Annotated in this window: 29 protein-coding genes; 14 read left to right on the plus strand and 15 right to left on the minus strand. The window is 69.2% G+C overall.

Going from position 1 to position 26,854, the window contains the following annotated elements:
- The first annotated feature begins 48 nt into the window (after positions 1-48).
- The 3 genes from ACMTAK_RS33175 to ACMTAK_RS33185 all read left to right on the plus strand — a co-directional run bounded on the left by ACMTAK_RS33175 (position 49) and on the right by ACMTAK_RS33185 (position 2,290).
- Positions 49-981: an alpha/beta hydrolase gene (locus ACMTAK_RS33175; protein ID WP_413809563.1), complete on the plus strand. Its 933-nt coding sequence runs from the start codon at positions 49-51 to the stop codon at positions 979-981.
- Between the two features lie 37 nt (positions 982-1,018).
- Positions 1,019-1,771: a helix-turn-helix transcriptional regulator gene (locus ACMTAK_RS33180; protein ID WP_413809564.1), complete on the plus strand. Its 753-nt coding sequence runs from the start codon at positions 1,019-1,021 to the stop codon at positions 1,769-1,771.
- A gap of 72 nt (positions 1,772-1,843) precedes the next feature.
- The gene (locus tag ACMTAK_RS33185) at positions 1,844-2,290 is read left to right on the plus strand and encodes a hypothetical protein (protein WP_413809565.1); all 447 of its coding nucleotides are present in this window, start codon (positions 1,844-1,846) and stop codon (positions 2,288-2,290) included.
- 51 nt (positions 2,291-2,341) lie between these two features.
- Here ACMTAK_RS33185 and ACMTAK_RS33190 read toward each other — a convergent pair whose 3' ends face one another.
- Together ACMTAK_RS33190 and ACMTAK_RS33195 are read right to left on the minus strand one after the other, a co-directional pair.
- Positions 2,342-2,878 carry a methyltransferase domain-containing protein gene (locus ACMTAK_RS33190; protein ID WP_413809566.1) on the minus strand — a complete coding sequence of 179 codons (537 nt, stop codon included), beginning with the start codon at positions 2,876-2,878 and terminating at the stop codon, positions 2,342-2,344.
- A gap of 17 nt (positions 2,879-2,895) precedes the next feature.
- Positions 2,896-3,315 (minus strand): ATP-binding protein, encoded by a 420-nt coding sequence (locus ACMTAK_RS33195; protein ID WP_413809567.1) that lies wholly within the window; start codon positions 3,313-3,315, stop codon positions 2,896-2,898.
- A 150-nt stretch (positions 3,316-3,465) separates the two neighbouring features.
- Between ACMTAK_RS33195 and ACMTAK_RS33200 the strand changes: the two genes are divergently transcribed.
- The 4 genes from ACMTAK_RS33200 to ACMTAK_RS33215 are packed head-to-tail and all read left to right on the plus strand — an operon-like array spanning position 3,466 to position 6,178.
- On the plus strand, positions 3,466-4,317 hold the full coding sequence (locus ACMTAK_RS33200; RefSeq protein WP_413809568.1) for a helix-turn-helix domain-containing protein: 852 nt from the start codon (positions 3,466-3,468) through the stop codon (positions 4,315-4,317).
- 20 nt (positions 4,318-4,337) lie between these two features.
- Positions 4,338-4,535, plus strand: a complete 198-nt coding sequence (locus ACMTAK_RS33205; RefSeq protein ID WP_413809569.1) for a DUF397 domain-containing protein — start codon at positions 4,338-4,340, stop codon at positions 4,533-4,535.
- Positions 4,536-4,550: 15 nt separating this feature from the next.
- Positions 4,551-5,300 (plus strand): DNA repair protein RecO, encoded by a 750-nt coding sequence (gene recO / locus ACMTAK_RS33210; protein WP_044575559.1) that lies wholly within the window; start codon positions 4,551-4,553, stop codon positions 5,298-5,300.
- A 44-nt stretch (positions 5,301-5,344) separates the two neighbouring features.
- Complete coding sequence (locus tag ACMTAK_RS33215) at positions 5,345-6,178, plus strand: isoprenyl transferase (protein ID WP_413813068.1); 834 nt, start codon at positions 5,345-5,347, stop codon at positions 6,176-6,178.
- 20 nt (positions 6,179-6,198) lie between these two features.
- Here the strand turns inward: ACMTAK_RS33215 and ACMTAK_RS33220 are convergent, their stop codons facing one another.
- Complete coding sequence (locus ACMTAK_RS33220) at positions 6,199-6,777, minus strand: TetR/AcrR family transcriptional regulator (RefSeq protein ID WP_413809570.1); 579 nt, start codon at positions 6,775-6,777, stop codon at positions 6,199-6,201.
- A 71-nt stretch (positions 6,778-6,848) separates the two neighbouring features.
- Between ACMTAK_RS33220 and ACMTAK_RS33225 the strand changes: the two genes are divergently transcribed.
- Positions 6,849-7,442, plus strand: a complete 594-nt coding sequence (locus ACMTAK_RS33225; RefSeq protein ID WP_413809571.1) for a dihydrofolate reductase family protein — start codon at positions 6,849-6,851, stop codon at positions 7,440-7,442.
- Between the two features lie 14 nt (positions 7,443-7,456).
- Here ACMTAK_RS33225 and ACMTAK_RS33230 read toward each other — a convergent pair whose 3' ends face one another.
- Positions 7,457-7,615, minus strand: a complete 159-nt coding sequence (locus tag ACMTAK_RS33230; RefSeq protein ID WP_413809572.1) for a hypothetical protein — start codon at positions 7,613-7,615, stop codon at positions 7,457-7,459.
- Between the two features lie 78 nt (positions 7,616-7,693).
- Here ACMTAK_RS33230 and ACMTAK_RS33235 point away from each other — a divergent pair, with 78 nt between their 5' ends.
- From ACMTAK_RS33235 to ACMTAK_RS33250, 4 genes are all read left to right on the plus strand, one after another.
- Positions 7,694-8,071, plus strand: coding sequence for a hypothetical protein (locus ACMTAK_RS33235; protein ID WP_413809573.1), 378 nt, complete (start codon positions 7,694-7,696; stop codon positions 8,069-8,071).
- Positions 8,068-12,420, plus strand: coding sequence for an RHS repeat-associated core domain-containing protein (locus ACMTAK_RS33240; protein WP_461773827.1), 4,353 nt, complete (start codon positions 8,068-8,070; stop codon positions 12,418-12,420). The genes ACMTAK_RS33235 and ACMTAK_RS33240 overlap by 4 nt, the downstream gene beginning before the upstream one ends.
- Complete coding sequence (locus ACMTAK_RS33245) at positions 12,420-12,887, plus strand: barstar family protein (protein ID WP_413813070.1); 468 nt, start codon at positions 12,420-12,422, stop codon at positions 12,885-12,887. The genes ACMTAK_RS33240 and ACMTAK_RS33245 overlap by 1 nt, the downstream gene beginning before the upstream one ends.
- 399 nt (positions 12,888-13,286) lie before the next feature.
- On the plus strand, positions 13,287-13,775 hold the full coding sequence (locus tag ACMTAK_RS33250) for a hypothetical protein (RefSeq protein ID WP_413809574.1): 489 nt from the start codon (positions 13,287-13,289) through the stop codon (positions 13,773-13,775).
- A gap of 81 nt (positions 13,776-13,856) precedes the next feature.
- Here the strand turns inward: ACMTAK_RS33250 and ACMTAK_RS33255 are convergent, their stop codons facing one another.
- From ACMTAK_RS33255 to ACMTAK_RS33295, 9 genes are all read right to left on the minus strand, one after another.
- The gene (locus ACMTAK_RS33255) at positions 13,857-15,023 is read right to left on the minus strand and encodes a Cmx/CmrA family chloramphenicol efflux MFS transporter (protein WP_413809575.1); all 1,167 of its coding nucleotides are present in this window, start codon (positions 15,021-15,023) and stop codon (positions 13,857-13,859) included.
- A gap of 277 nt (positions 15,024-15,300) precedes the next feature.
- Complete coding sequence (locus tag ACMTAK_RS33260) at positions 15,301-16,419, minus strand: glycoside hydrolase family 18 protein (RefSeq protein ID WP_413809576.1); 1,119 nt, start codon at positions 16,417-16,419, stop codon at positions 15,301-15,303.
- Positions 16,420-16,425: 6 nt separating this feature from the next.
- Positions 16,426-17,256, minus strand: a complete 831-nt coding sequence (locus ACMTAK_RS33265; RefSeq protein WP_413809577.1) for a hypothetical protein — start codon at positions 17,254-17,256, stop codon at positions 16,426-16,428.
- Between the two features lie 21 nt (positions 17,257-17,277).
- Complete coding sequence (locus tag ACMTAK_RS33270) at positions 17,278-18,720, minus strand: hypothetical protein (RefSeq protein ID WP_413809578.1); 1,443 nt, start codon at positions 18,718-18,720, stop codon at positions 17,278-17,280.
- Positions 18,720-19,058, minus strand: coding sequence for a hypothetical protein (locus ACMTAK_RS33275; protein ID WP_020871448.1), 339 nt, complete (start codon positions 19,056-19,058; stop codon positions 18,720-18,722). The genes ACMTAK_RS33270 and ACMTAK_RS33275 overlap by 1 nt, the downstream gene beginning before the upstream one ends.
- 198 nt (positions 19,059-19,256) lie before the next feature.
- The gene (locus ACMTAK_RS33280; RefSeq protein WP_413809579.1) at positions 19,257-19,682 is read right to left on the minus strand and encodes a Fur family transcriptional regulator; all 426 of its coding nucleotides are present in this window, start codon (positions 19,680-19,682) and stop codon (positions 19,257-19,259) included.
- 205 nt (positions 19,683-19,887) lie between these two features.
- Positions 19,888-20,760, minus strand: coding sequence for a metal ABC transporter permease (locus ACMTAK_RS33285; RefSeq protein ID WP_413809580.1), 873 nt, complete (start codon positions 20,758-20,760; stop codon positions 19,888-19,890).
- 1 nt (position 20,761) lies between these two features.
- Positions 20,762-21,682, minus strand: coding sequence for a metal ABC transporter ATP-binding protein (locus tag ACMTAK_RS33290; RefSeq protein WP_413809581.1), 921 nt, complete (start codon positions 21,680-21,682; stop codon positions 20,762-20,764).
- A gap of 11 nt (positions 21,683-21,693) precedes the next feature.
- Positions 21,694-22,689 (minus strand): metal ABC transporter substrate-binding protein, encoded by a 996-nt coding sequence (locus ACMTAK_RS33295; RefSeq protein ID WP_413809582.1) that lies wholly within the window; start codon positions 22,687-22,689, stop codon positions 21,694-21,696.
- A 150-nt stretch (positions 22,690-22,839) separates the two neighbouring features.
- On the opposite strand from ACMTAK_RS33295, the gene ACMTAK_RS33300 reads away from it, so the two are divergent.
- On the plus strand, positions 22,840-24,222 hold the full coding sequence (locus ACMTAK_RS33300; RefSeq protein WP_413809583.1) for a glycine--tRNA ligase: 1,383 nt from the start codon (positions 22,840-22,842) through the stop codon (positions 24,220-24,222).
- A 165-nt stretch (positions 24,223-24,387) separates the two neighbouring features.
- Positions 24,388-24,681, plus strand: a complete 294-nt coding sequence (locus tag ACMTAK_RS33305; RefSeq protein WP_413809584.1) for a hypothetical protein — start codon at positions 24,388-24,390, stop codon at positions 24,679-24,681.
- Between the two features lie 481 nt (positions 24,682-25,162).
- On the opposite strand, the gene ACMTAK_RS33310 is transcribed toward ACMTAK_RS33305, so the two are convergent.
- Both ACMTAK_RS33310 and ACMTAK_RS33315 read right to left on the minus strand, forming a co-directional pair.
- Positions 25,163-25,756, minus strand: a complete 594-nt coding sequence (locus ACMTAK_RS33310; RefSeq protein ID WP_413809585.1) for a TetR family transcriptional regulator — start codon at positions 25,754-25,756, stop codon at positions 25,163-25,165.
- 8 nt (positions 25,757-25,764) lie between these two features.
- Positions 25,765-26,787, minus strand: a complete 1,023-nt coding sequence (locus tag ACMTAK_RS33315; RefSeq protein ID WP_413809586.1) for an aldo/keto reductase — start codon at positions 26,785-26,787, stop codon at positions 25,765-25,767.
- Between the last annotated feature and the right edge of the window lie 67 nt (positions 26,788-26,854).

Genomic DNA, 26,854 nt, shown 5'->3' on the forward strand with positions numbered 1-26,854 from the left:
CGGACGGCTGCGAACGTCGGTGGCATGACGATCACAGATATTGGCGGCATGACGATCACGGATGAGGACTGCCTCGCCGAAACCCTGGCCTTCAACGAGAAGTTCGAGGCCGACGCGGCGAGCCAACCCGCCCGTGGGCGGGTGCCGAGCGCGGCCACACTGGCACTCCTGCGGCGCAACCGGCTCGGCGCCGACACCCCACCGGTGAGGCTGGAGCAGGGCCAGGACCGCGTCGTCGCGGGCGGGGTGAAGGTGCGGACGTTCGTGCCGGACCGTGTCGACGGCGTGTATCTGCACATCCATGGTGGCAGCTGGGCGTTCGGCGCCGCGGACGGGCAGGATGAAAGGCTCTGGCGGCTTGCCGTGGAGGCACGGCTGGCGGTGGTGAGCGTGGAGTACCGCCTGGCGCCGGAACACCCGTTCCCCGCAGGGCCCGACGACTGCGAAGCGGTCGCCCGGTGGCTGGTGGAGCACGCCGCGGCCGAGTTCGGTACGGAACGGCTGCTGATCGGCGGTGAATCGGCCGGTGCCCACCTCAGCGTCCTGACGCTGCTGCGCCTTCGTGACCGGCACGGCATCACCGGCGCGTTCCGGGCGGCGCACCTGCTCTTCGGCCCCTACGACCTGTCGATGACACCGAGCCTGCGGCTGTTCGGCCCCCGACCGCTGCTGAGCAACACCGATTCGCTCCGGGGCGCCTATGAGCTGTTCACGCCGGGGATGGGGGCGGAGCAGCGCCGCGACCCCGAGGTCTCCCCGCTCTTCGCGGACCTGGCCGGTCTGCCACCCGCCCGCCTCGTCGTCGGCACCGAGGACCCGCTGCTGGACGACTCCCTGTTCCTGGCCCAGCGTTGGCGGTCGGCAGGCGCGCCCGTACGGCTCGACGTCATCGCCGGCGCGATGCACGGCTTCACCCTGTTCCCCCTCACCATCACCGAGCGGGAACAGCGGCGCGAGCGGGACTTCCTGGCCACCGCGTGACGGTGGCGTCCCACCGCGTGACGGTAGCGTCGGCCCCATGAACCGCACCGCCCGGCTGTACGCACTGGTGGAGGAGTTGCGCGCGGCCGCGCCACGGCCACTGACGGTCGCGGCGCTCGCCGCGCGATTCGACATCAGCACCCGCACGGTGCAGCGCGACCTCCAGACGCTGATGGAGACCGGCGTTCCGGTGCGCACCACACCCGGGCGGGGCGGGGGCTGGTCCATCTCCCCGGAGATGACCCTGCCCCCAATCCACTTCACCGCCGAAGAAGCCTCCGCACTGACCGCCGCACTCGCCGCTGTCGGCCCCGCCACCCCCTACGCGGGCGCGGCCCGCACCGCGGCCCAGAAGATCGCGGCCTCGATGACCGGCCCCGCCTCGACGGCGGCCCGCGAACTCGCCGCACGAATCGTCACGCGGCCGACCCGGACCGACTCCGAGATCCGCACCGCCGTGGAACAGGCCCTCACCCACAACGTGGCGCTGCGGCTGTCCTACACCGACGCGTCCGGACGCGAAACCGACCGCGTCGTGGAACCGTCCGGACTCCTCACCGCCGAAGGCCGCTGGTACCTCATCGCCTGGTGCCGCACCCGCCGCGCCGGCCGAGGCTTCCGCCTGGACCGCATCACCGCGGCGACCCCCACCGATGAACAGGCCCAGCCCCACAACCTGACCGACCTCCTCCTCGGCTCAACCGCCACCGACGCGGTCCGGCCCACCACACTGGCTTCACTGGCCCCGCAAAACGACACGGAGTCCCGTTCGCGGAGACTGAATGCGTGATTCCCCGGCTACCTTTGCCTCGATTATGGCGATGGTGGGGGTGTGGTGGGGATGGAACCGGATCCGACGGGGATGCTTGAGCGACCGGGGAAGCGGCCTCGGAAGCTGATCTTCCGGCTGCTGGTCGCCTTGAGTTTGGCCGCCCTCGTCGGGTGGGGCCTGTGGCAGTACCAGGAAGCTGAGCGGTTGGTCACGGGGGACCGGGCCGACGTGCTGGATGTACGGCGGTGCTCCACTCACAGCTACAAGGGCACCCCGCAGTACACCTGCCGCGCGACATGGCGGTTCTCCGGCGGGCGTACCGGCGAGGGGGACGTCGACGCGGGCGCCGAGCCGACGAGGAAGGGCGCCACCGTGTTCGCCGGCGATGACTGGGGATACGGCTCGCGTGGCAGGCTGCTGGACTCGGTGCTGCTGAAGGGCGGGGTCTATCTGCTGATACTCGGCGAACTGGCCGTCTTGCTGGTCATCTCCCGGTTCGGGCTCAGGCGCGGCTACACGCTGCCGCGCGTCCGCTGACCCCCCGTGGATCCATCCGGAGGCGAGCCGGTCCTCTCCAGCCACTCGCACTCACTTCGGAGCGCTCGCGCGCACCATGAGGGTGCCGACGTCTTCCGGCCTGGGCGCGGGGAGCACGCGGGCGTCGATGTCGACGAACCCGGTCCGCTTGAGCAGGTCGGCCCACCACTGTGGCGGGTACGACCAGCGCAGGAGGGTGAGCTTGCGGCCCGCGAGACCGTTCCCGTACATCGGCTGCGGGCCGTAGTAGCCATCGAGCGGCTCGGCCTGCGAGAAGTCAAGGGTGCCGCCTGGGCTGAGGCGCTTGGCGATCAGTGGGATCAGGTCGTCGGGGTCGGTGAACCAGAGCGCGCCCCAGATGGAGAAGACCGCGTCGTACGTACGAGCGAGGTACACGGCCTCCTTGCCCTCGGCGCAGCCCAGCTCCAGCGCGGTACGCGGGCTGCCCAGGAACTCCTCGCCGGGGCCGTGCCCGTCGTACTGGGTCCACGCGAAGGTCTCAACGTCAGGCGTCGGCTGCTCGCCCTCCTCGCGGTACGGCTTGTAGGTGTCCCAGTACTCCGGCAAGGTGGTCGACTCGCGCGGCATGGGCGTCCTCCCTCTGATCATTCGGTGACTGGTTCGCGGAGCTCGAACCAGATGTGTTTGCCGGTGGGGCGCAGCCCGTTCTCCCAGGTGACGCCCCATGCGTAAGCCAGCTCCCGCATCAGGAACAGCCCGCGCCCGCCCTCCTCGTCGGGCGCCGCGTCGCGGGGGTACGGGTGGCGTTCCGGGGAGCCGTCGCGTACGGCGATCGTCGCGATGCGGTCGCGGACGAGGGTGTCGATGTGGATCAGCTGGGTGTTGGTGTGCTGATTGACGTTCGTCACGGCCTCGGAGACCAGGAGTTTCGCCGTGTCCGCGAGGTCGTGCAGGTCGTTGGCCTGGAGGAGGGCGGCGATGGCGTCGCGGCAGACCCTGGGGCTCTTGGGGGAGTTGGGGGCGCTGAACCGGTAGGCGTACGGGGGTTCGGCGGTTTCAGGCATGGTGGTGCTCCCAACGCGGTGCGTAGTTGATTCCTCACGCTGTGATGGGCACCATAGAGCATGTCGGGTAACGGGTTCCACCGTTATGGTGGAACCTGTATGGATCTGGAAGGGTGACAGGGTTGCCTGGGTGCGTAGGGAGGAGTCCGCATGGGGCAGAGGGTGGCCACGACCGCGAGGCAGCGACGCCTCGGAACGGAGCTGCGCAAGATGCGCGAGCGGGCCGGGATGAGCGTCGCGGAAGCCGGTGAGCACCTCGGCGTGAACCGGACCCGGATCAGCAACATCGAGGCCGCGCGGTTCGGGGTGAGCGAGGAGCGGATCAGGACGCTCGCGACCATCTACTCCTGCATGGATCGGGCCTACATCGACGCCCTCGTGGCCATGAACGAGGAGCGCGTCCGCGGCTGGTGGGAGGACTATCGCGGCAGGACACCCGCGAGCGCACTCGATCTGGCCGAACTCGAGCACCACGCGGTGGCGATGCGTTCAGCGCAGATCATGCATGTTCCGGGCCTCCTTCAGACGGAGGACTACGCGAAAGCCGTGTTCGCCACGGCCACGTCCAGGCCCACTGCCGCGCAGTTGCGGGCCAGCATTTCGTATCGACTGAGGCGCCGAGATGTGCTGGACCGGGATGATCCGCCGCACTGCACTTTCCTTATCCATGAGGCCGCGCTGAGGATGAGGTTCGGCGGTCCGAAGGTGATGCGAGGGCAGCTGGAGCATCTGATCGAGTCATCGGAGCGGGATAACCTGACCGTGCGAGTGGTCCCGTTCTCGGCCGGCGGGTTTTCCAATCCGGGCATCAGCATGCTCCATGTGTCCGGACCGGTCCGGCGGCTGGACACCGTCCAAGCCGATACGCCCTCGGGTTCGGCCTTCCTCGACTCGGAGGCTCACCTGGAGCGCTACGGCCGTATCTTGGACCAAATGGAAGCCCTGGCGCTCACGCCAGAGGACACGGTCGGCTTCATTCACGAGATAACGCAGCAACTTTGACCCCACGGAGATGCCCTGACATGTACTGGCGCAAGTCCTCGTACTCGGGGGAGGACGCTGAGCACAACTGCGTCGAGCTGGCCCAGGTCCCGAACGTCACCGCGATCCTCCTCCGCGAGAGCGACCAACCGCAGACCGTGATCGCGACCACCCCCGCCGCCCTCCGGGCGCTGGTCCGGGCCGTCCGGGCCGGGCGGTTCGATCAGCTGTCCCGCTAGGGGACAATGGGCGCCATGAGTCTGTTCCGCGACGACGGCATCGTGCTGCGCACCCAGAAGCTGGGCGAGGCGGACCGGATCATCACCCTGCTCACCCGTAACAACGGCCGCGTCCGCGCCGTGGCGCGGGGCGTGCGGCGGACGAAGTCGAAGTTCGGGGCGCGGCTCGAACCGTTCAGCCATGTTGACGTGCAGTTCTTCTCGCGCGGTGGTGGCGAGCTGATCGGTCGCGGGCTGCCGCTGTGTACGCAGAGCGAGACCATCGCTCCGTACGGTGGGTCGATCGTCACCGACTACGCCCGCTACACCGCCGGTACGGCCATGCTGGAGACGGCCGAGCGGTTCACCGACCACGAGGGCGAGCCCGCCGTACAGCAGTATCTGCTGCTCGTCGGCGCGCTGCGCACCCTCGCCGCCGGAGATCATGAGCCGCATCTCGTCCTGGACGCGTTTCTGCTCCGTTCCCTCGCCGTGAACGGCTACGCACCGAGTTTCGACGACTGCGCCAAGTGCGGGATGCCCGGTCCGAACCGGTTCTTCTCGGTCGGCGCGGGCGGGGTCATCTGCGGAGAGTGCCGGGTGCCCGGAAGCGTCGTACCCTCGGCGGAGTCGCTGACGCTGCTGGGCGCGCTGCTGACCGGGGACTGGGAGACGGCGGACGCGTGTGAGCTGCGGCATGCCCGGGAGGGCAGCGGGCTCGTGGCGGCGTATTTGCACTGGCACCTGGAGCGGGGACTTCGGTCGCTGCGGTACGTAGAGAAGTAGCAGTAGCAGCACAGAGAGCAAGGGCTGAGGGAGACATGGCAGGCATCGCAGGACGCGGGTTTCTGGGCCGACAGCGGCGCGAGTACCGGACCCCGGAACCGCACCCGTCCGGCGCCCGGCCGCCGAAGATCCCCGGTGAGCTGGTGCCGCAGCACGTGGCCTGCGTGATGGACGGCAACGGCCGCTGGGCCAAGGAGCGCGGGCTGCCGCGCACCGAGGGGCACAAGGTCGGCGAGGGCGTCGTGATGGACGTGCTCAAGGGCTGCCTCGAGATGGGGGTCAAGAACCTCTCCCTCTACGCCTTCTCGACCGAGAACTGGAAGCGCTCGCCCGACGAGGTGCGCTTCCTGATGAACTTCAACCGCGATGTCATCCGCCGCCGCCGCGACGAGATGGACGCGATGGGTGTGCGGATCCGCTGGGCGGGCCGGATGCCGAAGCTGTGGAAGTCGGTGGCGCAGGAGCTCCAGGTCGCTCAGGAGCAGACCAAGGACAACGACGCCATGACGATGTACTTCTGCATGAACTACGGTGGCCGTGCGGAGATCGCGGACGCCGCGAAGGCGCTGGCGGAGGACGTCCGGGCAGGCCGCCTCGATCCGTCGAAGGTGAACGAGAAGACGTTCGCGAAGTACCTCTACTACCCGGACATGCCGGATGTGGATCTCTTCCTGCGCCCGTCGGGCGAGCAGCGGACGTCCAACTACCTGATCTGGCAGAGCGCGTACGCCGAGATGGTGTACCAGGACGTGCTGTGGCCGGACTTCGACCGCCGCGACCTGTGGCGGGCGTGCCTGGAGTACGCCTCGCGGGACCGTCGCTTCGGCGGGGCGATCCCCAACGAGGAGCAGCTGAAGAAGGACTCCCCGTCCGCGTAAGCGGTAGCAGCGCGACCCTCTTACTCCGCCGCCACGATGCGCTCCACCGCGGCCGCCACCAGCTGATCCCGCTCCGCCTCCGTGAACACGTCCGGCAGGGTGAGCTGCTCGACGATCAGCCAGTTCAGCGCCAGCATGAGCAGCTTGACGGCCGTGGCGTCGCCAGGGAGGCCCGACTCCTCGTGGTACGCGACGTTGGCGTCGAGGTCGGCCCGGACCCGCTCGGTGAGGACCTTGCGCAGCCCGGGTCGGCGGGTGGCCTCGAGGCGGAGTTCCAGCAGCGCGAGATAGCCGGTGCGGAATGCGGCGACGCGGCTGACGAGCTCACGCATCAGCTCCGCGTAGGTCTCCCGGTCGCGGCCCGCCGCCCGCTGGCGGGCGATCGTGGCCTCGTCGGGCTGGAGCCGCTCGTAGACCCGGGCGCCGGCCTGCGTGAGCACGTCGTCGCGGCTGCCGAAGTAGTTGGACGCGGTCCCGGCGGGCACGGCGGCCTCGGCGTCCACCGCGCGGAAGGTCAGGCCGCGTGCTCCTTCCCTGGCCAGCACCTCGATCGCGGCGTCCACGAGGGCGGCGCGCCGCTGGTCGTTCCGTCTCACCATTGACACCACTCCAGCTGTAGTACTACGTTTCAACCACTACAAGCAGAGTACTATGTTTGGAGCGGCCAGAGATGCGAAAGCTCGTGTACTACGTCGGTATCACGCTCGATGGCCGCATCGCGGGCCCCGGCGGCGAGTACGACTTCTTCCCGGGCGGCGACGAACGGCAGTCCGCCGCCTACTCGAACTGGACCAACGCGCTGTTTCCCGAGACGGTCCCGACCGCCTACCGCGCGGCGGTCGGCCTGGCCGACGCGCCCAACCGCCACTTCGACACCGTCGTCATGGGCCTCGGCAGCTACCGCCCCGCCCTCGACGCGGGGATCACCAGCCCGTACGCCCACCTGCGCCAGTACGTGGTGTCCAGCACGCTCAAGCCCGACACCGACCCGGCCGTCACCGTCGTCCCGGGCGACCCGCTCGCCCTCGTGAGAGAGCTCAAGCGGGAGGACGGCGCGGGGCTGAACGTATGGCTCTGCGGTGGCGGCAAGCTGGCGGGCGCCCTGCTGCCGGAGATCGACGAACTGGTGATCAAGAACTACCCCGTTGTCGCGGGTGCCGGGATTCCCGCCTTCGACGGCGCCTTCGATCCCACCGTCTTCGACGTCGCCGAGCGCACGGCCTTTCCCAACGGCGTCACCCTCACCCACCTCACCCGTCGTTGACCAGGGGCTCTGGCTCACCGCTCATTGCCCGCCCGCAGCCAGGCGAGGTACTCGGCGACCGCGCGCTCGGTGTCGTAGGCGGGTTCGTAGCCGGTGTCCTGCCACGGCCCTCGGGACGCGGTACGGGGCGCGTGCTGGGGGCGAGCACTCTTTACTCGCTGTAGAGGCGACATTGAACGGTCCGTGATGGTTGCCGCCCTACCCTGGAAGCTTTGTACGACGAACGCTCAGTTCAGCGGGGGAGGCGTCGCATGGGCAGCGGCGGTGGGCACGGCGGTGGCAAGGTTCTGGACATCAAGGTGGCGGACATCAAGTCGGTCGCGCCGACCTTTCATCACCAGGCGGTGAAGCTGAGTGAGGCGCTGACCACGCTGATCTCGACGCTGGACGGCTATGGCGAGCCGTGGGGGGACGACAAGCCGGGGAAGGACTTCGGCAAGCAGTACAAGCCGAACCAGAAGCACGTCGAGTCGGCGGCCGGGATTCTCGTTCTCGGGCTGACCAGTATCTATGAGGCGATGAACGACATGGCGGATGGTCATGTCGACAATGACAAGCTGATCGAGGGCATGTTCACCAAGGCCAAGCACGGCTCCGCCCATGGGCCGGGCGCGGGCGGGCATCGGTGAGTTTCGGGAGCGATATCGAGGACAAGGCCAAGGCCCTGCTGATGAAGCTGGGCATGTGGTGGCCGGATGCCAATTCCGGCACGCTGCGCCACGCCGCGGACGCCTGGCGGACGTTCGCCGACAGCGTGGACGATGTGCGGGTCGCCACGAACAAGGCGGCCACGACGCTCATCCACCACAACAAGGGCGAGGCGATCGATGCCTTCGAGACCTTCTGGGGGCGTTACGCCAAGGGCAAGGACGAGGGCTGGCTGAGCAACCTCGCCAAGTCGGCCCGGAACATGGCCAAAGCGCTGGACAAGTTCGCCGACACGGTCGATGACGCGATCGAGAAGCTGTGGACGCAGATCAGCATCGATGCCGTCGCACTCGTTGGCGGCGGGCTGCTGACCATCGTCACCGGGGGCGCCTCCGATGGAGTAGCGGCGGAGATCATCGCCATGGCCGCCGGCCTGGGCGTCGCCGTGGAGGAGTCGGTCGCCATCATCGCGGCGGAGATGCTGACTGGCGCGGTCTTCACCAGTGTGCTGTCGGTGACGATCGACGCGGCGGTGGCCCAGCCGGTGAAGATCGCCCTGGGGCAGCAGCAGGGTTTCAGCCTGGACGAGGTCAACCAGGCCGCCAAGGACGGCATGATCGACGGCGGCATCTTCGGCGCCGGGCTGGGGGTGCTCAAGCCCGGTGTGACGCCGAAGCTCACCGGCGTCCCGGACCTGCTCAAGCCGCCGAAGGTGCCCTCGATGCGCCCGAATCTCGTGGAGGAGGGTCCGGCCGCGCGCCCGGCCAAGAAGTGCCCGTGCACGGGTGAGCCGATCGACATCGCGACGGGCGCGATGCTGATGGAGCACGCCGATCTGACGCTGCCCGGTTCGTTGCCGCTGGTCTTCGAGCGCACCCATGTGTCCTCGTACCGGGGCGGGGTGTGGTTCGGCCCGACCTGGGCCAGTCTGCTGGACGAGCGGGTGCAACTGGACGCGGAGGGTGTGGTGTTCGCCGCCGCGGACGGGATGCGGCTGGTGTATCCGGTGCCGGAGCCGGGGGTGCCGGCGCTGCCCGTGAAGGGCGCGCGGTGGCCGCTGGAGTGGGACGGCAAACCGGACGGTGTCATGACGGTCACCGATCCGGAGGCGGGTGTGGTGCGGACGTTCGTCCGTCCCGCGGCCACGGAGGAGCCGGGCGCGGTCTATCTGGTCCTGGAGAGCCTGCAGGACCGCAATGGCGCGCGCATCGACATCGAGCGCGCTCTGAGTGGCGCGCCGCTGGCCGTGCGTCACTCCGGGGGCTACTACCTGGCCATCGATACCGAGGGCGAGCGGGTCACGGCGCTGCGGCTCCTCGACGAGCCGCCGTCGGTCTACGAGCCGGAGCGGGGCCGCGGGGGCGGCACGGTGGTGATGCGCTACGGCTACGACGAGGCGGGCAACCTTACCGAGGTCATCAACTCCAGCGGCGAGCCGCTGCGGTTCACCTACGACGGTGAGGGGCGGGTGACGTCCTGGACGGACCGCAATGGCACGTCGTTCCGGTACGTCTACGGGCCGGACGGGAGGGTGGTGCGCACCGAGGGCAGCGACGGCGTCTTCAACGGCAGCCTGGAGTACGACGACGAGGCCCGGACGACCGTCTACACGGACTCGCTCGGCCACCGCACGGCGTACCGGTACAACGCCGACGGTCAGCTGATCGAGGAGACCGATCCGCTGGGCCACACCACGCTGACGGAATGGGACGCGCGCGGCGACCGTAAGGTCGCGGTGACGGACCCCCTGGGCCGTACCACCCGCTACGCGTACGACGAGGACGGCAACCTGACCGGCGTCACCCTGCCGGACGGGGCGCGGGCGGAGGCCACGTACAACGACCTGTGCCTGCCGGTGGAGGTCACCGAGCCGGGCGGCGGGACGTGGCGCCACACGTATGACGACACGGGGAACCTTCTCTCGACGACCGATCCGGCGGGGGCGACCACGGCCTACCGCTACACCGAGCGGGGCCACTTGGCCGAGGTGACGGACGCGCTGGGTAGCACCACGCGTCTGACCCCGGACCCGGCCGGGCTGCCCATTGCCGTGACGGACCCGCTGGGGCACACCACGAGCGTCCGCCGGGATCCCTTCGGCCGGGTGGTGGAGGTGACGGATCCGCTGGGCCGTACGACCCGTATGGGTTGGACGACCGAGGGCAAACCGGCGTGGCGCCAGGAGCCGGACGGGGCCAGGGAGAGCTGGATCTGGGACGGCGAGGGCAACCTCCTCACCCACACGGACCCGGCGGGCCACACCACCCACCAGACCTCCACCCACTTCGACGTACCCGCGACCCGTACGGAGCCGGACGGCGCGAGGTACGCGTTCGCCTACGACACCGAGCTGCGCCTGACCGAGGTCACCAACCCCCAGGGCCTGACCTGGACCTATACCTACGACCCGGCGGGCCGGCTCACCTCCGAGACCGACTTCAACGGCCGCACCATCGGCTACACCCACGATGCGGCGGGCGACCTGCTGTCCCGCACAGGCGGCGCGGGCGAGACGCTGCACTTCACCCGCGACGCGCTGGGCCGCACGACGGAACAACGCGACGAGGCGGGCGCACGGACGACGTACGCCTACGACGCACAGGGCGCCCTGACCCAAGCGAGCAACGCCGACTCGGTGGTGACTCTCGAACGGGACGCGCTGGGCCGAGTCCTGTCAGAAACGGTCAACGGCCGGAGGACGACGTACGCGTATGACGCCGTGGGCCGCCGCACCGAACGCACGATGCCCTCGGGTCTGCGGAGCGTCTGGACCTACGACGAGTCAGGCCGCCCCACTCAACTGGCCGCGGGCACGTCAGGGGCCTTGACCTTCACGTACGACGCGGCGGGCCGCGAGACGGAACGCCGCATCGGCGAGACGGTGAGCCTGACCCAAATCTGGGACAGAGCAGACCGCCTCACCACCCAGACAATCGCCAAGGGCCGTGGCAACGAGGCGAACCGGATCCTCCAACACCGCTCCTACGCCTACCGCCCGGACGGCTACCTCACCGAGATCCGCGAGCTGACGTCAGGCACCCGACGCTTCGATCTCGACCCGGTCGGCCGCGTCACCGCCGTCCACGCGCACGGCTGGACCGAGACGTACGCCTACGACGCGGCGGGCAACCTGACGCGCGCTACGGCCCCGGGCCATGAGGCGCCCGGCGACCGCGAGTTCACCGGCACGTTGATCCACCGATCGGGCCGCACGTCTTATGAGCACGATGCCCAGGGCCGCCTGATCCGCCGCACTCGCAAACTCCTCAACGGCCAGACCCGCACCTGGACCTACACCTGGAACCCCGAGGACCGCCTGACGGACGCGACAACTCCGGACGGCGACCACTGGCACTACACATATGACCCCCTCGGCCGCCGCGTATCCAAACAACGCCTGGCCGAGGACGGCACGGTGGCGGAATCGGTGACCTTCGCATGGGAAGACACCCGCCTGGCCGAACAATCCACACCGGAGGGCAACCACACCACCTGGGACTACGCCCCGGACACCCACCGCCCCCTGACCCAAACCGACCACACGTCACTGGTGCGTGAGCCCGGCGAATCCCTCATAGAGAAATTCACCGGCGCCGATGACGACACCACGCCGCGCTTCCATGCCATCATCACGGACCTGGTCGGCACCCCAACGGAGTTGGTCACCGCGGCCGGTGACCTGGCCTGGCAGCACCGCACCACCCTCTGGGGTACGGACTTCCCCTCCCCGGTAAGCCCGGATGCCGTTGACTGCCCCCTCCGCTTCCCCGGCCAATACGCCGACCCCGAAACGGGCCTGTACTACAACTACTTCCGCCACTACGACCCGGAGACGGCCCGCTACGTCACCCCCGACCCCCTGGGCCTCGCCCCAGCGCCCAACCCGATCGCATACATCGGAAACCCGTACTCCTGGACCGACCCACTTGGGCTGAATCCTTGTGCCCCCAAGGGGTTCGAATCGGGCACCCAGCTGGGCGACACGAGTAAGCTCGGTGGATGGATCCCCGCGAAGGTTCCCGATGAAGCGATGGAGTCCATCAATGATGTCAAAAAATATGGCCGAGACGCTACGGGCTGGGGCTCTCAATGGCACGGGCCGAACCTGACAATGGAGCCGTTCAGTAATAGCGGAAAGAACGGCGCCTACCGCCTTCCGACGCATGATGCTTCGGGTAACCCGATCACTTACCGAGAATATGGTGCGCCAGCGTCGAGCTCGAACCCCAAGCCGGGAGGCGAAAGGACGGTGTGGGGGAGCGATGGCTCCATCTACTACACCCCGACGCATTACCAGACTTACATCGTCGTGGAGAGTCCAAAGTGGTGATGGAGCAGAACCTCTGGATCGAAATCAAGCCCTGGCTTCACCTCGTGGGCCCCGATGCACATGCGCCGTTGCGTTCATTGCAGCCTTTGCCGGGCCGGACGTTCGCTGCATGGATGGATGGAAGCGAGATGGCCAACCTCGATGGAGTATTTCAAAGTTTTTGGGACGATTTTCGGTTGCCTGATTACTTTGGGTGGAATCTTCCCGCGTTGAATGACTGCCTGCGGGATTTGAATTGGCTTCCTGCGGACCAATACTTTCTCTTTATCGAAGATGCGCATAAGATCCTGACCGAAGATCAGGGGGAGTTGTGTGAATTCCTGAACATCCTGGATAGGGCTGGGTCCAAATGGTCCTATGTGGGGCGATCTGTCGATGGAGCGGCCAGGGCGAGGTTCCAAGTCGTCCTTTCTTGCAGCGAGGAAGGGATTAAGTACATGCGGGAACTCGCGGCCAGCCTGCAGTAGTGGAAATAATGACGACAGTTGGGCGCCGGTCCAGACATCTACAAGCAGCTGAACGTGATGCACTGAACAAGCTCCTTTCAGTGCGATTCCCCGGTGCTGAGCAATTGAGGCAGCAGGTTCCTCAAGCGCGTGTCGTCGGTCGCTGGGGGAGCGATTCCCCCAGCGTGGACCTCAAAGTGGTTGAGCCTTTTCCGCCTGCGGAGGTCCCCAACGGTGTGATCCCCGCTACTGGCGCTGTGAAGGACTCCTCCGGAGAGTTGGTCGGCGAACTGCTGCTATGGGTAAGCGATGGGAGTCTGTCGGCTCTGGAGTACTCCTGGTACACCGACGAGGCCCCGACGGCGCTGCCTGATCCGGGCGACGTGACCGTTGCTGTGCAGCACTAAATGGGGCGGGCGCATGAACGGTGTCGCCGCTCTGGCGAGCGTGATTGCGACCGGACGACTTCACGGCGTCGGCATTGGATCGTCCCTCGAAGAGGTCGATCAGGCAGTGAAGGCTGACTTCATCGAAGTGGCCGACGAGGGGCACAGAACGCTCCGCAGGGACTACGGATTCGTGGAGCTCTACTTCTCCGGCGGCCCGGGGGAGTGGAGCATGACCAGCGGCATGATCGAACTGCATCGACTGGCGGCTGATGACCAGGGCATGGCAGCGGAATGGCGCCGTGACACGGGCGTGGAGTTCCCGGAGTACTGCCCCTGGAGCGAACTGCGGGAGGAACTGTCGCGAACCCCCGACGCGCCTGATATCGATCTTCGTCCTCAAGGCGGTTATCTCGAATACCGAGTACCGGAGACCAAGGTCTCCGTGCTGGTGGTGGATAGCGAGGAGGAGCGTGACGACTGCCCGGGGCATGGGGACGTCTGGAGCCTGAGCCTGGGCTGATGGCATCGGAGGGAGTACGACGTCAGCCCACCAAAGCCTTGCTGGACGTGCTGACGTCGCACTCGACCACCGACCGGTGGGTTATCCGGCTTCCTCGACCCCGGCGCGGGCAACCCGCCCCCGGGATGCCGCGACGGCGGCGACCGCCGTCGCGGCCAGGGCGGCGCTGACCCACGCCGCGTCCCGGTAGTCGCCCGTCGTCCCGGTCGCGGCGCCCGCGATCAACGGGCCCAGGAAGGCCCCCGCGTTCAGCGCGACCGTGGCGAACGAACCGCCCAGCGAGGGGGCTTGGGGCGCGACATGCATGACGCGCGCGACGAGCGTTGAGCCGACGCCGAACGACAGGGCGCCCTGGACGATCGTCACGACGAAGAGCGGGGCCGTATGCGCACTGGTCGCGGCCAGCACCGCCCAGCCCACCGGCAGGACGCACAGCGCCAGGAGCAGGCCCCTCCCGAGCCCGCCGTCGGCCGTACGCCCGGCCGTGGTCACCCCCACGAACGCGCCCGCCCCGAACGCGGCGAGGAGGGCGGGGACGGCGGCGTCGGGGAGGTGGGCGATGTCCGTGGCGATGACGGCCAGGTAGGCGAAGGTCGCGAAGGTCGCCCCGTTCACCACGGCCGCGAGGACCATCGCCAACCGCACCGGACGCGACCGCAACGCACCCGCCTCCCGCCTGATCGAGACGTCCGCCCGACCCGCCGCGTCGGCGGGCGCCTGACGGAAGACCAGCGCCAGCGCGGGCAGGCACAGGGCGGCCACGGCCCAGAACGCGGAACGCCAGCCGGACCAGTCCCCGAGCAGCGCCCCCGCGGGGACACCCGCGACGCACGACAGCGTGACCCCGGACAGCAGGACGGCGGTGGCCCTGCCGCGCCGCTCCGCGGGGACCAGTGTCGTCGCCACGGACATCGCGACCGCCAGAAAACCGGCGTTGACGACCGCGGCGACGACACGCGTTCCGAAGAGCACGGCGAAGTCCGTCGTGACCGCCCCGATCACATGCACGACGACGAACGCCGCCAGAAAGCCCGCCAGCGCGCGCCGCCGTGGCCAGCGCGCGCTCAACACGGCCATCACCGGCGCGCCGACGATCATCCCGATCGCATACGCGGACGTCAGACTCGCCGAGGCCCCCACCGATACGGACAGGTCGCGGGCGATTCCCGGTACGAGACCGGACAGCATGAACTCGGACGTCCCTTGCGCGAAGACGGCGAGCGCGAGGACATAAAGGAAGACAGGCAAGAGGTCGACTCCAGCGATGAATGAGCGAATGCGGGCAAGAGCGGCCGCGTGCTGGATGTCGGACTACGTCATGAGCCCGAAGCGGAACCAGACACACGGAGTCGTGTCCGGTCGCTGGAAGCGAGATCGACCCAGAAACCAGGTCGGTGGACCCAGAGTGGACCCGGAAATGAGGTCAGTGGTCAGAGAACGACTCGCCGCCGAACGACCGGCGGCTCCGTTCTGTCTGATTCAGGGCTCATCACGTCGGGCACCGTACCCACAACGCCCACCGAGATCAATCCGATTTCGGCGCGCCCCAGCCCCTCCGGTACGCGGCCCAGTCACCCGGCGTCGCCGCGAAGTCCACATACAGCGCGACGCCGAACCGCTCGCGGCGCGCGTCCTCGCGGCTCAGGCCGAGGCGGGCGCCCCGGACGGCGGCCGCCACCGTCTCGGCCGATTCGTGGTGGCCGATGTCGTCGGTGTGGAAGGCCGGGAGGCCCATCAGCAGGTCGGTGCCGCGCGGGGTCGCCTCCAGGGCCAGTCGCGTCTGCTGCGCCACATAGCCTCCGTACAGGCTCTCCATGGGCATCGCCGTGTCGTAGGACATCACCGCGATCTGATCGACCCGGCGGGCGACCGCGCCGAAGTACGACTGCGACCACCACTTGGGGTGACCGGCGACGAAGCCCGCGACGGAGTGGAGGGAGGGGAGCGGGTCGATCTGGTGGGCGGCCACCGACAGCGGTGCGCGGTGGGCGCGGGTGACCGCGTGCACATCGTCCAGCAGCGACAGGTAGTCCCGGTCGCCGGAGTGCAGCGGCTCCAGATCGAAGTGGACGCCCGCGAACCCCGCGTCCAGCACCTGGCGCGCCGAGCGCACGACGCGTTCGCGCGTCGCCCGTTCGCCGAGGTCCAATCCCGTCTTGCCCTCGGTGGACAGCACGTCGCCGAGCCATGCCTGAACGCGCACCCCGGGCAGCTCCCGCCGCACCGCCTCCACCAGCCACCGGGCCTTCGGATAGCGCGCCGCGGGCAGGCCGCCGTCATGCTCCAGCGGGCCCGCGTGTACGTACAGATCCCGGATGCCGGTGCCGCGCATCCGCTGGACCAGCTCGGCCAACTGCGCCTCACCATTGCGCCCGTCCACCCAGGCATGCCCCAGCCACACCGCGTCCCGCTCACGGGTCCGCGTCCCGGGCGCGGGATCCCCCGCGTACTGCAGCCGCAGCGACACCCCGGCGGTCAGAACGGGCACCACCAGCAGCACAGCGGCACCCGCCGCCAGCCGCTTGGGCCACTTCAGCCGCGGATGCGTCCAGCCCCGCACAAACGCCACTCGCCCCCGCCCGAACACGGACACCGCTCGGCGCAGCACGCGGACAGGGGTGCGGCCGGGGTTTTCCGAGGGCATCGGCGGTCAGCCTCCGTCGTAGGACACGACCGTGCCGCGCAGGGCGTCGGCGACGCGTGACCCGAGGTCGTAGTCGCAGAGGTTGACGGTCCAGTTGCCGGCCGTGACCAGGGTCGCGGGCACGCCCTTGTAGGCGATGGCCTCGCGCAGCGCCGCGTTACGGTCCGCGTCCGAGCCGTGCAGGGCGAGGGTGGCGCAGTTGGGCGAGCCGGTGTCCTTGCCGGTGGTGCAGGTCAGGACGGTGTCCGAGCGCTGCTTCCGGTCGTCGCAGCCCACCGCCGCCGCGAGGTCGTCGGCGAGGGCGCCGACGGTTCGGTAGCGGGGGGCGCGGGGGATGTCCGGGAGCGGATAGTCGGGGATCTTGGCCTTCTTGGGCGGCAGTACGACGCCGCCGAGAGCGGCCGCGATCCGGTTGGCGAAGCGGGGCTCGGTGACCCATACGAACCAGTGACCCGCGGCGACCAAGGTGTGGCTGGTCGGTGGCGCTCTGTGGGAGGCGATGGAGTCGCCGACATCGTCGCGGCTGAACTTCTTCGGATTAAGCACCTGGATGTCGTTCTCGAACTTGACGCCGTCGATGACGGAGGCGCATCCGAGGCCGCTTCCTCCGGCACTGCCGCCCTGCGAGCGGCGGGTGATCTCGCATGGGATACCCCCTGCTTCGAGGGCTTCCACGACCGCGTCGGCGTCCGTGTACTCGGGCTTCGTGGGCACATTGCCCGGCATCGTGGCGCTCGGGCTGGGCGACGAGCCGGTGCCGCCCTGCGTGGTGTTGCCGCACGCGGCGAGGACGGCCATGGCCACCCCCGCCGCGAACACGCTGATCACTCGCTTCATGAACTCACTTCTTCAGGGGTCCTAGCCCGTCGCCGAGGGACGCGGTGTGAGACCGGGGCTGGGCTCGGTCGGCTTCTTGTCGCCGCCCCCGCCGCCTCCATCGTCGTTCTTGCCACCCGAGGACGGTGGGGTGGGGGACTTCCCGGGCTCCGGCGACGGAGTACCGGGCTCCGGCTCGCCGGTCCCGGTGCCGGGCGTCTCACCGCCGTAGATCGGGTCGACGGTGAACGAGTGCCCCTTGGGGGTGGCGCCCTCCAATTGCTCCAAGGCCTTCTGGCGCTCCTCGTCGCTCAGGGCCTCCCACGCCCTGGCGTCCTCGAGACGCGGCTGGAGCTTGTCCCAGTTCTCGCCGCGGGTCTTGATGTCGCCCCCTCGGTGGTCCGAGTCGTCCCCGTACTGCTCGTTCTTCTCGCGGACGTCGGGAGTGTCGGCGGCGTAGAGCACGAACAGCTGCTTGTCCGTGTCCGAGCCGTACGGATTCTTCCGCAACTCCTGGAGGTAGTACGCGCTCAGGCGGATGTCCTCGTTGGGGTTCTCCTCGATGTACTTGGTGAGTTGGGCATCGCTGAGGTCTCCCAGATAGGTGCCGTCCGGCGTGGTGAACGCCTGTCGGTGTTGACCGATCACATTACGGGCCGTCCCCAGCTTCATATGCGTGATACCGAGCGACTTGTCCGGCTTGATCGTCTGCTGGAGCGTCCAGTTGAACATCCTGCCGATGCTCGGCAGGAGACCACGGCCGTCCTTGTCGTAGTTCTGGTACCACTGCTGCTCCTGCCAGAGGATCGACAGCAGCAGCGTCTTGCTCATTCCGGTCTCCTTCGCGGCCCGTTCCACGGCGGCGAGCTGCGCGGGGGAGACATTGATCGGATGCGGGCCGTCGGGCGCTCCCGTCAGGCGCAGTGCGATGGCCAGCGGGCTGTTCTTCTTCAGCGCCTCCTTGACCAGCTTCGGGTCGGAGATCTCCGTGAGGCCTCTGATGGTCCGCAGCGCGGCCGACGCCGTGGTGTCGGCCTTGGTCGCGCGGGACAGGGCGCCCTCGATGATGCCCTGGGCGTGCCGGACCGGCTCCGACTGGCTGTCGTCACCTTGTCCGGAGGCCACCGGCTTGGAGTGGGAGACGCGACCGCTGTCGTCGACGGTCAGCTCATGGTCCGTGGCGTAGCCCAGCGCGCTGCTCAGATCGCGCTGGGCGGCCTCGATCTCGTCGGCCAGGTCGTCGTAGACGCGGCACAGCTCGCGCAGCGCCAGATGCGCCGCCTCGTAGTCCTCGGCGTGTTTGACGAAGGTGCGGCGGGCTGCGAGTCCCGCGTCGGACACCCACTGCTTCTCGATCGTGCGGGCCACGTCTTCGCGGGCGAAGGTGCCGATCTCCTCGCAGTGCTTGGCGGCGCTGAGGGCATCGGTGGCGGCGTCGCGCCAGGCTTGCGGGCTCGCGGAGCGGAGGTCGGGTACGGAGACCATCAGGCACCCTCCAGCCAGCGGGCGTCCTTGCGGAGTTCCGCCTCGATGGAGAGGTCGGTGTCCATGTAGTCGTCCATGGCGTCCGTGATGGCGGCGGCCGCTTCCCTCGCCGACTTGCCGAGCTCGTGCAGACGGTTGCGCCATGCCGTGACGCACTCCTGGTTGGGCTTCGCGACCGCCCAGCCCGAATGGGCCTTCCCGGCGGCCTCGGGGTCGTCCAGCTTGATCTTGTTCTGCCCCGTCGCGCTGGCGGTGTGGAAGGCACCCGCGGTCTTCTTCGGGGACGGCGGATCGACGAAGAGGCCCGGCAGCCCCGGTAGATCAGGAAACAAGGACATCAGGCTTCCCCCAAGTAGCCGTAATGTTCATGTACTTGGCACCGTACTCGGTGCCCCGCCGAAGGGCGGGGTGCCACGCGTACGGGGCGTGGTTTCAGTACAAGGCTGTGACGGCCCCGGGGGGAAGCGGACCGCAGGGTGACCCTGTGGAGTGGGGAGTGACCCCGCGGAGTGAGGGGTGACCCCGCGGAGTGGGGGTCAGCCCTGGGAGGCCTTGGCCGCGGCGCAGTCGCCGCAGGTGCCGAAGATCTCGATCGTGTGGGCCACGTCCACGAAGCCGTGCTCGGCGGCGATCGCGTCGGCCCACTTCTCGACGGCGGGGCCCTCCACCTCGACCGCCTTGCCGCAGACGCGGCAGACCAGGTGGTGGTGGTGCTCCTCGCTGTTGCACCGGCGGTAGACCGCCTCGCCCTCCGTGGTGCGGAGCACGTCGACCTCGCCGGCGTCGGCGAGGGACTGGAGGGTGCGGTAGACGGTGGTCAGGCCGACCGAGTCGCCACGGTGCTTGAGCATGTCGTGGAGCTCCTGCGCACTGCGGAACTCGTCCACCTCGTCCAGTGCCGCCGCCACCGCGGCGCGCTGCCTGGTGGACCGGCCGCGTACTGGGGGACCGGCGGTCGCCACAGCTGCCTCCTCAACCTCGCATGCTCCGTCGCTCTCGGGGCCCGTTCCGCGCCCACCGCGCTTTCTGCCCGGCCATTGTGCCAGTTATCGCTTGGGTAGCGGACGGGAGTGACGGGATGGGCGATGGAGCCGGGCATTGGCCGGGCAGTGGACTACGAGCGTGGACTACGAGCGTGGACTACGAGCGTGGACTACGAGCAGTGGACTATACGAGTACATCATCCCTCAGGGTGCATCGTTCCTCGGCCGTGGCCACCCGCCCCGCGCGTCTTTTCGCCAGAGGCGCGGCCAGGGCCGTGATCAGGGCGAAGACGCCGATGGCGAGGACGACGATGCTCGCGCCGGGCGGGACGTTCTTGTAGAACGAGAAGACCGTGCCGGACAGGGTCACCACGACGCCGATGGTGATCGCCAGGGCGAGCGTCATCGCGAAGCCCCGGGTGGCCTGCTGGGCGGCGGCGACCGGGACCACCATCAGGGCGCTGACCAGGAGCAGGCCCACGACGCGCATGGCGACGGTGACCGTGACGGCCGCGGTGACGGCCAGCAGCAGATTGAGCGTGCGCACCGGGAGGCCGGTCACCCGGGCGAACTCCTCGTCCTGGCAGACCGCGAACAGCTGGCGGCGCAGCCCCAGGGTGATCACCACGACGAAGGCGGCGAGCAGGGAGATCGCGACGACGTCCTGGGGGGAGACCGTGGTGATCGAGCCGAAGAGATAGGTGGTGAGGTTGGCGTTGGAGCCGGTCGGCGAGAGGTTGATCAACAGCACACCGCCCGCCATCCCGCCGTAGAAGAGCATCGCGAGCGCGAGATCGCCGCGGGTCTTGCCGTACCAGCGGATCAGCTCCATGAGGATCGCGCCGAGGGCGGAGACGACGACGGCGGTCCACACCGGGTTGGTGCCGGTCAGGAAGCCGAGGGCGACGCCGGTGAGGGCGACATGGCCGATACCGTCGCCCATGATCGCCTGACGGCGCTGGACGAGGTAGATGCCGACGGCGGGCGCGGTGATGCCCACCAGGACGGCGGCGAGCAGGGCCCGCTGCATGAAGGCGTAGTCGAGGATCTCGAGCATCTCAGGTCAGCAACCCTGTCCGGATCGGTTCGGCGTCAGGCGCCGCATGGGGATGGACGTGATCGTGGCCGGGCAGCGCGTGCTGGCCCACGGCCTTGGGCGGCGGTCCGTCGTGGACGACGCAGCCGTCACGGAGCACCACCGCGCGGTCGATCAGCGGCTCCAGCGGACCGAGCTCATGCAGGACGAGCAGGACCGTGGTGCCGCCGGCGACCTGCTCGCGGAGGGTGCCCGCGAGGATCTCCTGGCTGGCGAGGTCGACCCCGGCCATCGGCTCGTCCATGATCAGCAGCTCCGGTTCGCCCGCGAGGGCGCGGGCGATCAGTACGCGCTGGTGCTGACCGCCGGACAGGGCACTCACCGGGTCCCGGGCGCGGTCGGCCATGCCGACGAGCTCCAGGGCCCGCTGAACGGCCGCCCGGTCGGCCTTGCGCGGCGGCCCGAACCGGCGGCGGGCCAGCCGCCCCGCCGAGACGACCTCGCGCACGGTCGCGGGGACGCCGCTGGCGGCGGTGGTGCGCTGCGGTACGTAGCCGATCCGGGCCCAGTCGCGGAAGCGGCGGCGGGGGATGCCGAAGAGGGCCAGCTCACCGCCGCTGAGCGGCACCTGGCCGACGATGGACCGTACGGCGGTGGACTTGCCCGAGCCATTGGCGCCGAGCAGCGCCACGACCTCACCGCGGCGGACGGTCAGATCGATACCGCGCAGCACGGGGCGGCCACCGAGGGTGGCCGTCGCGCCGCGCAGGGATATGGGGTCCGCGGCCGGGCCCTCGGCCACCCCGGATTCCTCCCGGACGACCCCGGATTCCTCCCGGGCCACCCCGGATTCCTCCCGGACGACCCCGGATTCCCCGGCCACCGATTTCCCGGCCCCGGATCCCCCGGCCGCCCCGGATTCCCGGGTCTCCTCGGCTTTCATGGCTTCCTCCGTCACTTGGCGCCCAGCGCCTTCTTCAGCGCCTTCAGATTGGCTCGCATCACCTGGACGTAGTCGTCGCCCTTGGACTTGGAGCCGATGCCCTCGATCGGGTCCAGCACATCGGTCCGCAGATGGAGATCGCCCGCCAGCGTCCTGGCCGTGCGGTCGCTCACCAGGGTTTCGAAGAAGACGGTGTTGACCTTGTCCTTCTTGGCGATGGTGTGCAGCCCCCTGACCCGGGCGGGGCTGGGCTCGGACTCGGGGTCGAGCCCGGAGATCGCCTCCTGCCGCAGGCCGTAGCGCTCGGCGAGATAGCCGAAGGCGGCATGGGTCGTGATGAAGGTGTCCGAAGAACGGCCCTTCAAACCGCTCCGGAAGTCCTGATCGAGCGTGCTCAGCTCCTTGACCAGGGCGGTGGTGTTCTTCTTGTACGTCGTGGCGTGATCGGGGTCGGCCTTCTCCAGCGCCTTGCCGACGCCCTTGGCCACCTGGGCGTAGCGCACCGGGTCAAGCCATATGTGGGGGTCGGCTGCCGCGTCGCCGGAGTGGTCGTGCCCCTCGTGCGCATCCTCGCCCTCGTGCCCCGTCTCGCCCTCGCCGCCGTGTTCGTGCTCGCCCTCGACCTCCGTGCCGTGGTCCTCCAGCGAGGTGTATGAGGCGGCGTCCGCGACCTGCTTCGGCTCGGCCTGGGCGATGGCCCGGTCCACGGAGGGCTGGAGGCCCTTGAGGTAGACCACCAGACCGGCCTTGCTGAGATCGGCGGTCTGCCGGGGGCTGATCTCCAGATCGTGCGGTTCGACGCCCGGCTTGGTCAGGGAGGAGACATGGACGGCGTTCCCGCCGATCCGCTGGGCGAGGAATTGCATGGGATAGAACGACGCCACCACGTCCAGCTTGCCGTCCGTCCTTCCGTCTCCGGCGTTGGTGGAGCAGGCTGTGAGGGTGGTCAGACCCAGTGCGGCGGCTCCCACGAGGGCGGTCGTGGGCCTGAGGCGGCGTATGTTCATGACTCTCATTTTCAACAAAGATGGAAACGATTGTCAACAACTGTCCTCTTGTTGATCGCTTCGGCTATCGATTTGATCCGGGGGGTGCCGCCGCCGGTAACCTGAAGCATTCGCTTCGTCGTCAATGTCGTCATCAATGAAGAGAGCACCGTGGCCGCCGACAAGATCGACACCATCGTCAGCCTCAGCAAGCGCCGTGGCTTCGTCTACCCGTGCAGCGAGATCTACGGCGGCCAGCGCGCCGCCTGGGACTACGGACCGCTCGGTGTGGAGCTGAAGGAGAACATCAAGCGGCAATGGTGGCGTTCCACGGTCACCTCGCGTGACGACGTCGTCGGACTCGACTCGTCCGTGATCCTGGCCCGTGAGGTGTGGGAGGCGTCCGGCCACGTCGCCACCTTCACGGACCCGCTGACCGAGTGCACCTCCTGTCACAAGCGGTTCCGCGCGGACCACCTGGAGGAGGCGTACGAGGCCAAGCACGGCCGGCTCCCCGAGAACGGCCTGGCCGACGTCAACTGCCCGCACTGCGGCAACAAGGGCAGCTTCACCGAGCCCAAGCAGTTCTCCGGGCTGCTCGCCACCCACCTCGGCCCGACCCAGGACTCCGGCTCGGTCGCCTATCTGCGCCCCGAGACCGCCCAGGGCATCTTCACCAACTTCCTCGCGGTCCAGCAGACCTCGCGCAGGAAGCCGCCGTTCGGTATCGCGCAGGTCGGCAAGTCGTTCCGCAACGAGATCACGCCGGGGAACTTCATCTTCCGTACGCGTGAATTCGAGCAGATGGAGATGGAGTTCTTCGTCAAGCCGGGCGAGGACGAGAAGTGGCACGAGTACTGGATGGAGCAGCGCTGGAACTGGTACCGGGACCTCGGTCTCCAGGAGGCGAACATCCGGTGGTACGAGCACCCCAAGGAGAAGCTCTCCCACTACTCCAAGCGCACCGCTGACATCGAGTACCGCTTCAACTTCGGCGGCTCGGAGTGGGGCGAGCTGGAGGGTCTGGCCAACCGCACCGACTTCGACCTGAAGGCGCACTCCGCGGCGTCCGGCCAGGACCTGTCGTACTTCGACCAGGAGGCCGGCGAGCGCTGGACCCCCTACGTCATCGAGCCGGCGGCGGGCGTGGGCCGCGCGATGCTGGCCTTCATGCTCGACGCGTACGTCGAGGACGAGGCGCCCAACGCCAAGGGCAAGATGGAGAAGCGCACCGTGATGCGGCTCGACCCGCGGCTGGCGCCGGTCAAGGTCGCGGTGCTGCCGCTGTCCCGCAACCCGCAGCTCTCGCCGAAGGCCAAGGGGCTCGCCGCGGACCTGCGCAAGCACTGGAACATCGAGTTCGACGACGCGGGCGCGATCGGCCGCCGCTACCGCCGCCAGGACGAGATCGGCACGCCCTTCTGCGTCACCGTGGACTTCGACACCCTCGACGACAACGCCGTCACCGTGCGCGAGCGCGACACGATGAAGCAGGAGCGGGTCTCCCTCGACCAGATCCAGTCCTACCTCGGCGGCCGTCTGATCGGCTGCTGACCCGGTCCGGGCCACCGCGCCCGGATCACGGTCCGGGTGATCGCGCCCGGATCACGGGTACCGGACACACACCCGACGACGGGCTCCGGCGCCGCGGACGCGAGATCCGTGGCGCCGGAGCCCGTCGACTCGGAAGAACCGGGGGGTTCACCAGTCGTGCGAGGCGTGACGCATCACATCACCGCCATCCACGAGGACGGCACGGTCTTCGAGGTGAGCTACGGCTACGGTCCGCGGCAGCGGCGGCTGCTCGGCTGCCGGCACTGCGACTGGCAGGAGCGGATCACCTACGGCGGCGCCCGGCACAAGGGGCTCGACCACCTCGCCCAGGCACACGGGGCCCTCGGCTCGCCGCGGATGACCGCCGACGCGGCGGCGCGCCGGCAGGTCGTCCTCATCATGCTGGCCTGTTTGGCGGTGGCCGCGGTCATTCTGTGGTGGGCCGCGTCTCAGGGGTGAGCCGGCGGTCGTCGCGGACGGTCCGCCGTTCCCGGCCGAGGGCCGGCGCCGTGCACACCGCCGCCAGCGGCAGCTCCGCGCAGAGGGCCATCGCGACCGCCGCCTGAAGGGGCGCGGGGCTGCTGTTTCGATGTGCGGCTCCGCCGCGGGGTTGTGTCGATGTGCGGCTCCGCCGCGGGGTTGTGTCGATCTGCGGCTCCGCCGCGGGGGCCCCGCCCCTGGACCTCGGGCGGGACGGCGCGGATGGGCGCGGGCGTTCGCCCGGTCATCCGCCGCGCCAACGTGCCGACCGCGACCAGCCCGCCGGTGCAGGCGTTCACGGCGGCGCCGGTCGGCTCGTCGACCCCGGGGTCCAGGGGCGAGGCCCCCCGCGGCGGAGCCGCGGATCGGCAGGTGTCGGGAAGGGGTGGGGCGGGGAAGGCATCGATGTGCGGCTCCGCCGCGTGGCCCGCCGCAGGCGCCAAGACCCGACGGACACCCCTCAGCGGGCCCGCAGACCGTCCAGCAGCAGCTCGCAGACGGCCGCGAAGGCCGGGTCCATGTCCGGCTCCGACCACCGCGGCGCGTAGACGGGGTCGTGGAACTGCGCCGTCGCGTCCCACAGCGCCCGGCCCGTGGCACGGGCGTCCCGCATCGTGAACTCCCCGCTCGCGATGCCGCTTTCGACGATCGTGGTGAGCTGGTCGATCATCGTCTCGACATGGCGCGCGGCGATCTCGCTGTTCTCGGTGGCCAGCGCCAGATACGTGGCGAAGAGCTCCGGATCGACGCCCGCCTTACGGCGCTTGGCGGCGAACAGGGTGAGCAGCCAGTCCTCCAGCCGGTCGGCCGCCGGGCCCTTGGCGCGGGCGATGCGGGACAGGCTGTCGTGCTCCTGGTCCAGCCACCGCGCGGTGACCGCCTCGCGCAGCGCCGTCTTGGAGCGGAAGTGGCGGTAGACGCTGCCGTGGCTGACCCCCAGCGCCCGGGCCACGTCCACCACCGTGGCCTTCGCGGGGCCGTAGCGGCGCAGCACGTCCTCGGTGGCTTCGAGGATGCGGGCGGGCGTCAGGGGGGTCTCGGGCGGCGGCGGCATCGGGTCCCTTACTTCTTCTCGCTGTCGAGGGCGGCCATCTGGGCCTCCGGGTAGCGGTCGCCCGCGGCGGCGTCAGCCGGGACGGCGTCCTCGATGGCGGCCAGGTCGTCGGCGTCGAGCGTAACGTCAAGCGCGCCCAGGGCCTCGGCCAACTGGTCGCGGCGGCGGGAACCGACGAGCGGGACGATGGCGGTGGAGCGCCGGACGCCCTGCGCGAGCACCCACGCGATGGCGATCTGGGCGACGCTGACGCCCTTGGCGTCGGCGATCTTGCGGAGGGCCTCCACGAGTTCGAGGTTGCGGTCGAGGTTCTCGGCCTGGAACCGCGGGGCCCTGCTGCGGAAGTCCTGGGCGTCCGTGGTGCGCTCCCGGCTCCAGTGGCCGCTGATCAGCCCGCGCGAGAGCACTCCGTACGGGGTGATGCCGATGCCCAGCTCACGGCAGACGGGCAGGATCTCGTCCTCGATACCGCGTGCGAGCAGTGAGTACTCGATCTGGAGATCCGAGATCGGGGCGACGGCGGCGGCCCGCCGGATGGTCTCGGCGCCCACCTCCGAGAGGCCGATGTGCCGTACGTAACCCGCCTGTACGGCCTCGGCGATGGCCCCGACCGTCTCCTCGATCGGGACGGCCGGGTCGAGGCGGGCGATGCGGTAGATGTCGATGTGGTCGGTGCCCAGCCGCTGGAGCGAGTACGCGAGGAAGTTCTTAATGGCGGCGGGGCGGCCGTCATGGCCGGTCCAGGCGCCGTCCGGGCCGCGCAGGGCGCCGAACTTCACGCTGGTCAGGGCGCGTTCGCGGTGGGTGGCGGGGGCGGTGCGCAGGGCCTCGTTGATGAGCAGTTCATTGTGGCCCATGCCGTAGAAGTCGCCGGTGTCGAGCAGGGTGATCCCGGCGTCGAGGGCGGCGTGGATGGTGGCGATGGACTCGGCGCGGTCGACGCCGGCGCCGTACATGGGGGACATGCCCATACAGCCGAGGCCGATCGCGGAGACCTGGGGGCCGGTGGTGCCGAGTTGGCGGTTCTGCACGGGGGTGCTCCTTGGGATTCCGGGTTGGGGTGTCCAAGGAGAGAATGACATGTGCGATGACAGATTT

The sequence above is a fragment of the Streptomyces lacaronensis genome, from assembly GCF_047337785.1.
GTDB classification, from domain to species: domain Bacteria; phylum Actinomycetota; class Actinomycetes; order Streptomycetales; family Streptomycetaceae; genus Streptomyces; species Streptomyces lycopersici.

What these genes read in the sequence shown, in the direction of transcription:
- recO (WP_044575559.1), top strand. Translation starts at nt 4,551, where the DNA reads ATGAGTCTGTTCCGCGACGACGGCATCGTGCTGCGCACCCAGAAGCTG.
- ACMTAK_RS33265 (WP_413809577.1), bottom strand. Translation starts at nt 17,256, where the DNA reads ATGAAGCGAGTGATCAGCGTGTTCGCGGCGGGGGTGGCCATGGCCGTC.
- ACMTAK_RS33295 (WP_413809582.1), bottom strand. Translation starts at nt 22,689, where the DNA reads ATGAACATACGCCGCCTCAGGCCCACGACCGCCCTCGTGGGAGCCGCC.
- ACMTAK_RS33190 (WP_413809566.1), bottom strand. Translation starts at nt 2,878, where the DNA reads ATGCCGCGCGAGTCGACCACCTTGCCGGAGTACTGGGACACCTACAAG.
- ACMTAK_RS33205 (WP_413809569.1), top strand. Translation starts at nt 4,338, where the DNA reads ATGTACTGGCGCAAGTCCTCGTACTCGGGGGAGGACGCTGAGCACAAC.
- ACMTAK_RS33310 (WP_413809585.1), bottom strand. Translation starts at nt 25,756, where the DNA reads ATGCCGCCGCCGCCCGAGACCCCCCTGACGCCCGCCCGCATCCTCGAA.
- ACMTAK_RS33245 (WP_413813070.1), top strand. Translation starts at nt 12,420, where the DNA reads ATGGAGCAGAACCTCTGGATCGAAATCAAGCCCTGGCTTCACCTCGTG.
- ACMTAK_RS33260 (WP_413809576.1), bottom strand. Translation starts at nt 16,419, where the DNA reads ATGCCCTCGGAAAACCCCGGCCGCACCCCTGTCCGCGTGCTGCGCCGA.
- ACMTAK_RS33200 (WP_413809568.1), top strand. Translation starts at nt 3,466, where the DNA reads ATGGGGCAGAGGGTGGCCACGACCGCGAGGCAGCGACGCCTCGGAACG.
- ACMTAK_RS33275 (WP_020871448.1), bottom strand. Translation starts at nt 19,058, where the DNA reads ATGTCCTTGTTTCCTGATCTACCGGGGCTGCCGGGCCTCTTCGTCGAT.
- ACMTAK_RS33175 (WP_413809563.1), top strand. Translation starts at nt 49, where the DNA reads ATGACGATCACGGATGAGGACTGCCTCGCCGAAACCCTGGCCTTCAAC.
- ACMTAK_RS33235 (WP_413809573.1), top strand. Translation starts at nt 7,694, where the DNA reads ATGGGCAGCGGCGGTGGGCACGGCGGTGGCAAGGTTCTGGACATCAAG.
- ACMTAK_RS33180 (WP_413809564.1), top strand. Translation starts at nt 1,019, where the DNA reads ATGAACCGCACCGCCCGGCTGTACGCACTGGTGGAGGAGTTGCGCGCG.
- ACMTAK_RS33270 (WP_413809578.1), bottom strand. Translation starts at nt 18,720, where the DNA reads ATGGTCTCCGTACCCGACCTCCGCTCCGCGAGCCCGCAAGCCTGGCGC.
- ACMTAK_RS33225 (WP_413809571.1), top strand. Translation starts at nt 6,849, where the DNA reads ATGCGAAAGCTCGTGTACTACGTCGGTATCACGCTCGATGGCCGCATC.
- ACMTAK_RS33185 (WP_413809565.1), top strand. Translation starts at nt 1,844, where the DNA reads ATGCTTGAGCGACCGGGGAAGCGGCCTCGGAAGCTGATCTTCCGGCTG.
- ACMTAK_RS33220 (WP_413809570.1), bottom strand. Translation starts at nt 6,777, where the DNA reads ATGGTGAGACGGAACGACCAGCGGCGCGCCGCCCTCGTGGACGCCGCG.
- ACMTAK_RS33250 (WP_413809574.1), top strand. Translation starts at nt 13,287, where the DNA reads ATGAACGGTGTCGCCGCTCTGGCGAGCGTGATTGCGACCGGACGACTT.
- ACMTAK_RS33195 (WP_413809567.1), bottom strand. Translation starts at nt 3,315, where the DNA reads ATGCCTGAAACCGCCGAACCCCCGTACGCCTACCGGTTCAGCGCCCCC.
- ACMTAK_RS33230 (WP_413809572.1), bottom strand. Translation starts at nt 7,615, where the DNA reads ATGTCGCCTCTACAGCGAGTAAAGAGTGCTCGCCCCCAGCACGCGCCC.
- ACMTAK_RS33290 (WP_413809581.1), bottom strand. Translation starts at nt 21,682, where the DNA reads ATGAAAGCCGAGGAGACCCGGGAATCCGGGGCGGCCGGGGGATCCGGG.
- ACMTAK_RS33285 (WP_413809580.1), bottom strand. Translation starts at nt 20,760, where the DNA reads ATGCTCGAGATCCTCGACTACGCCTTCATGCAGCGGGCCCTGCTCGCC.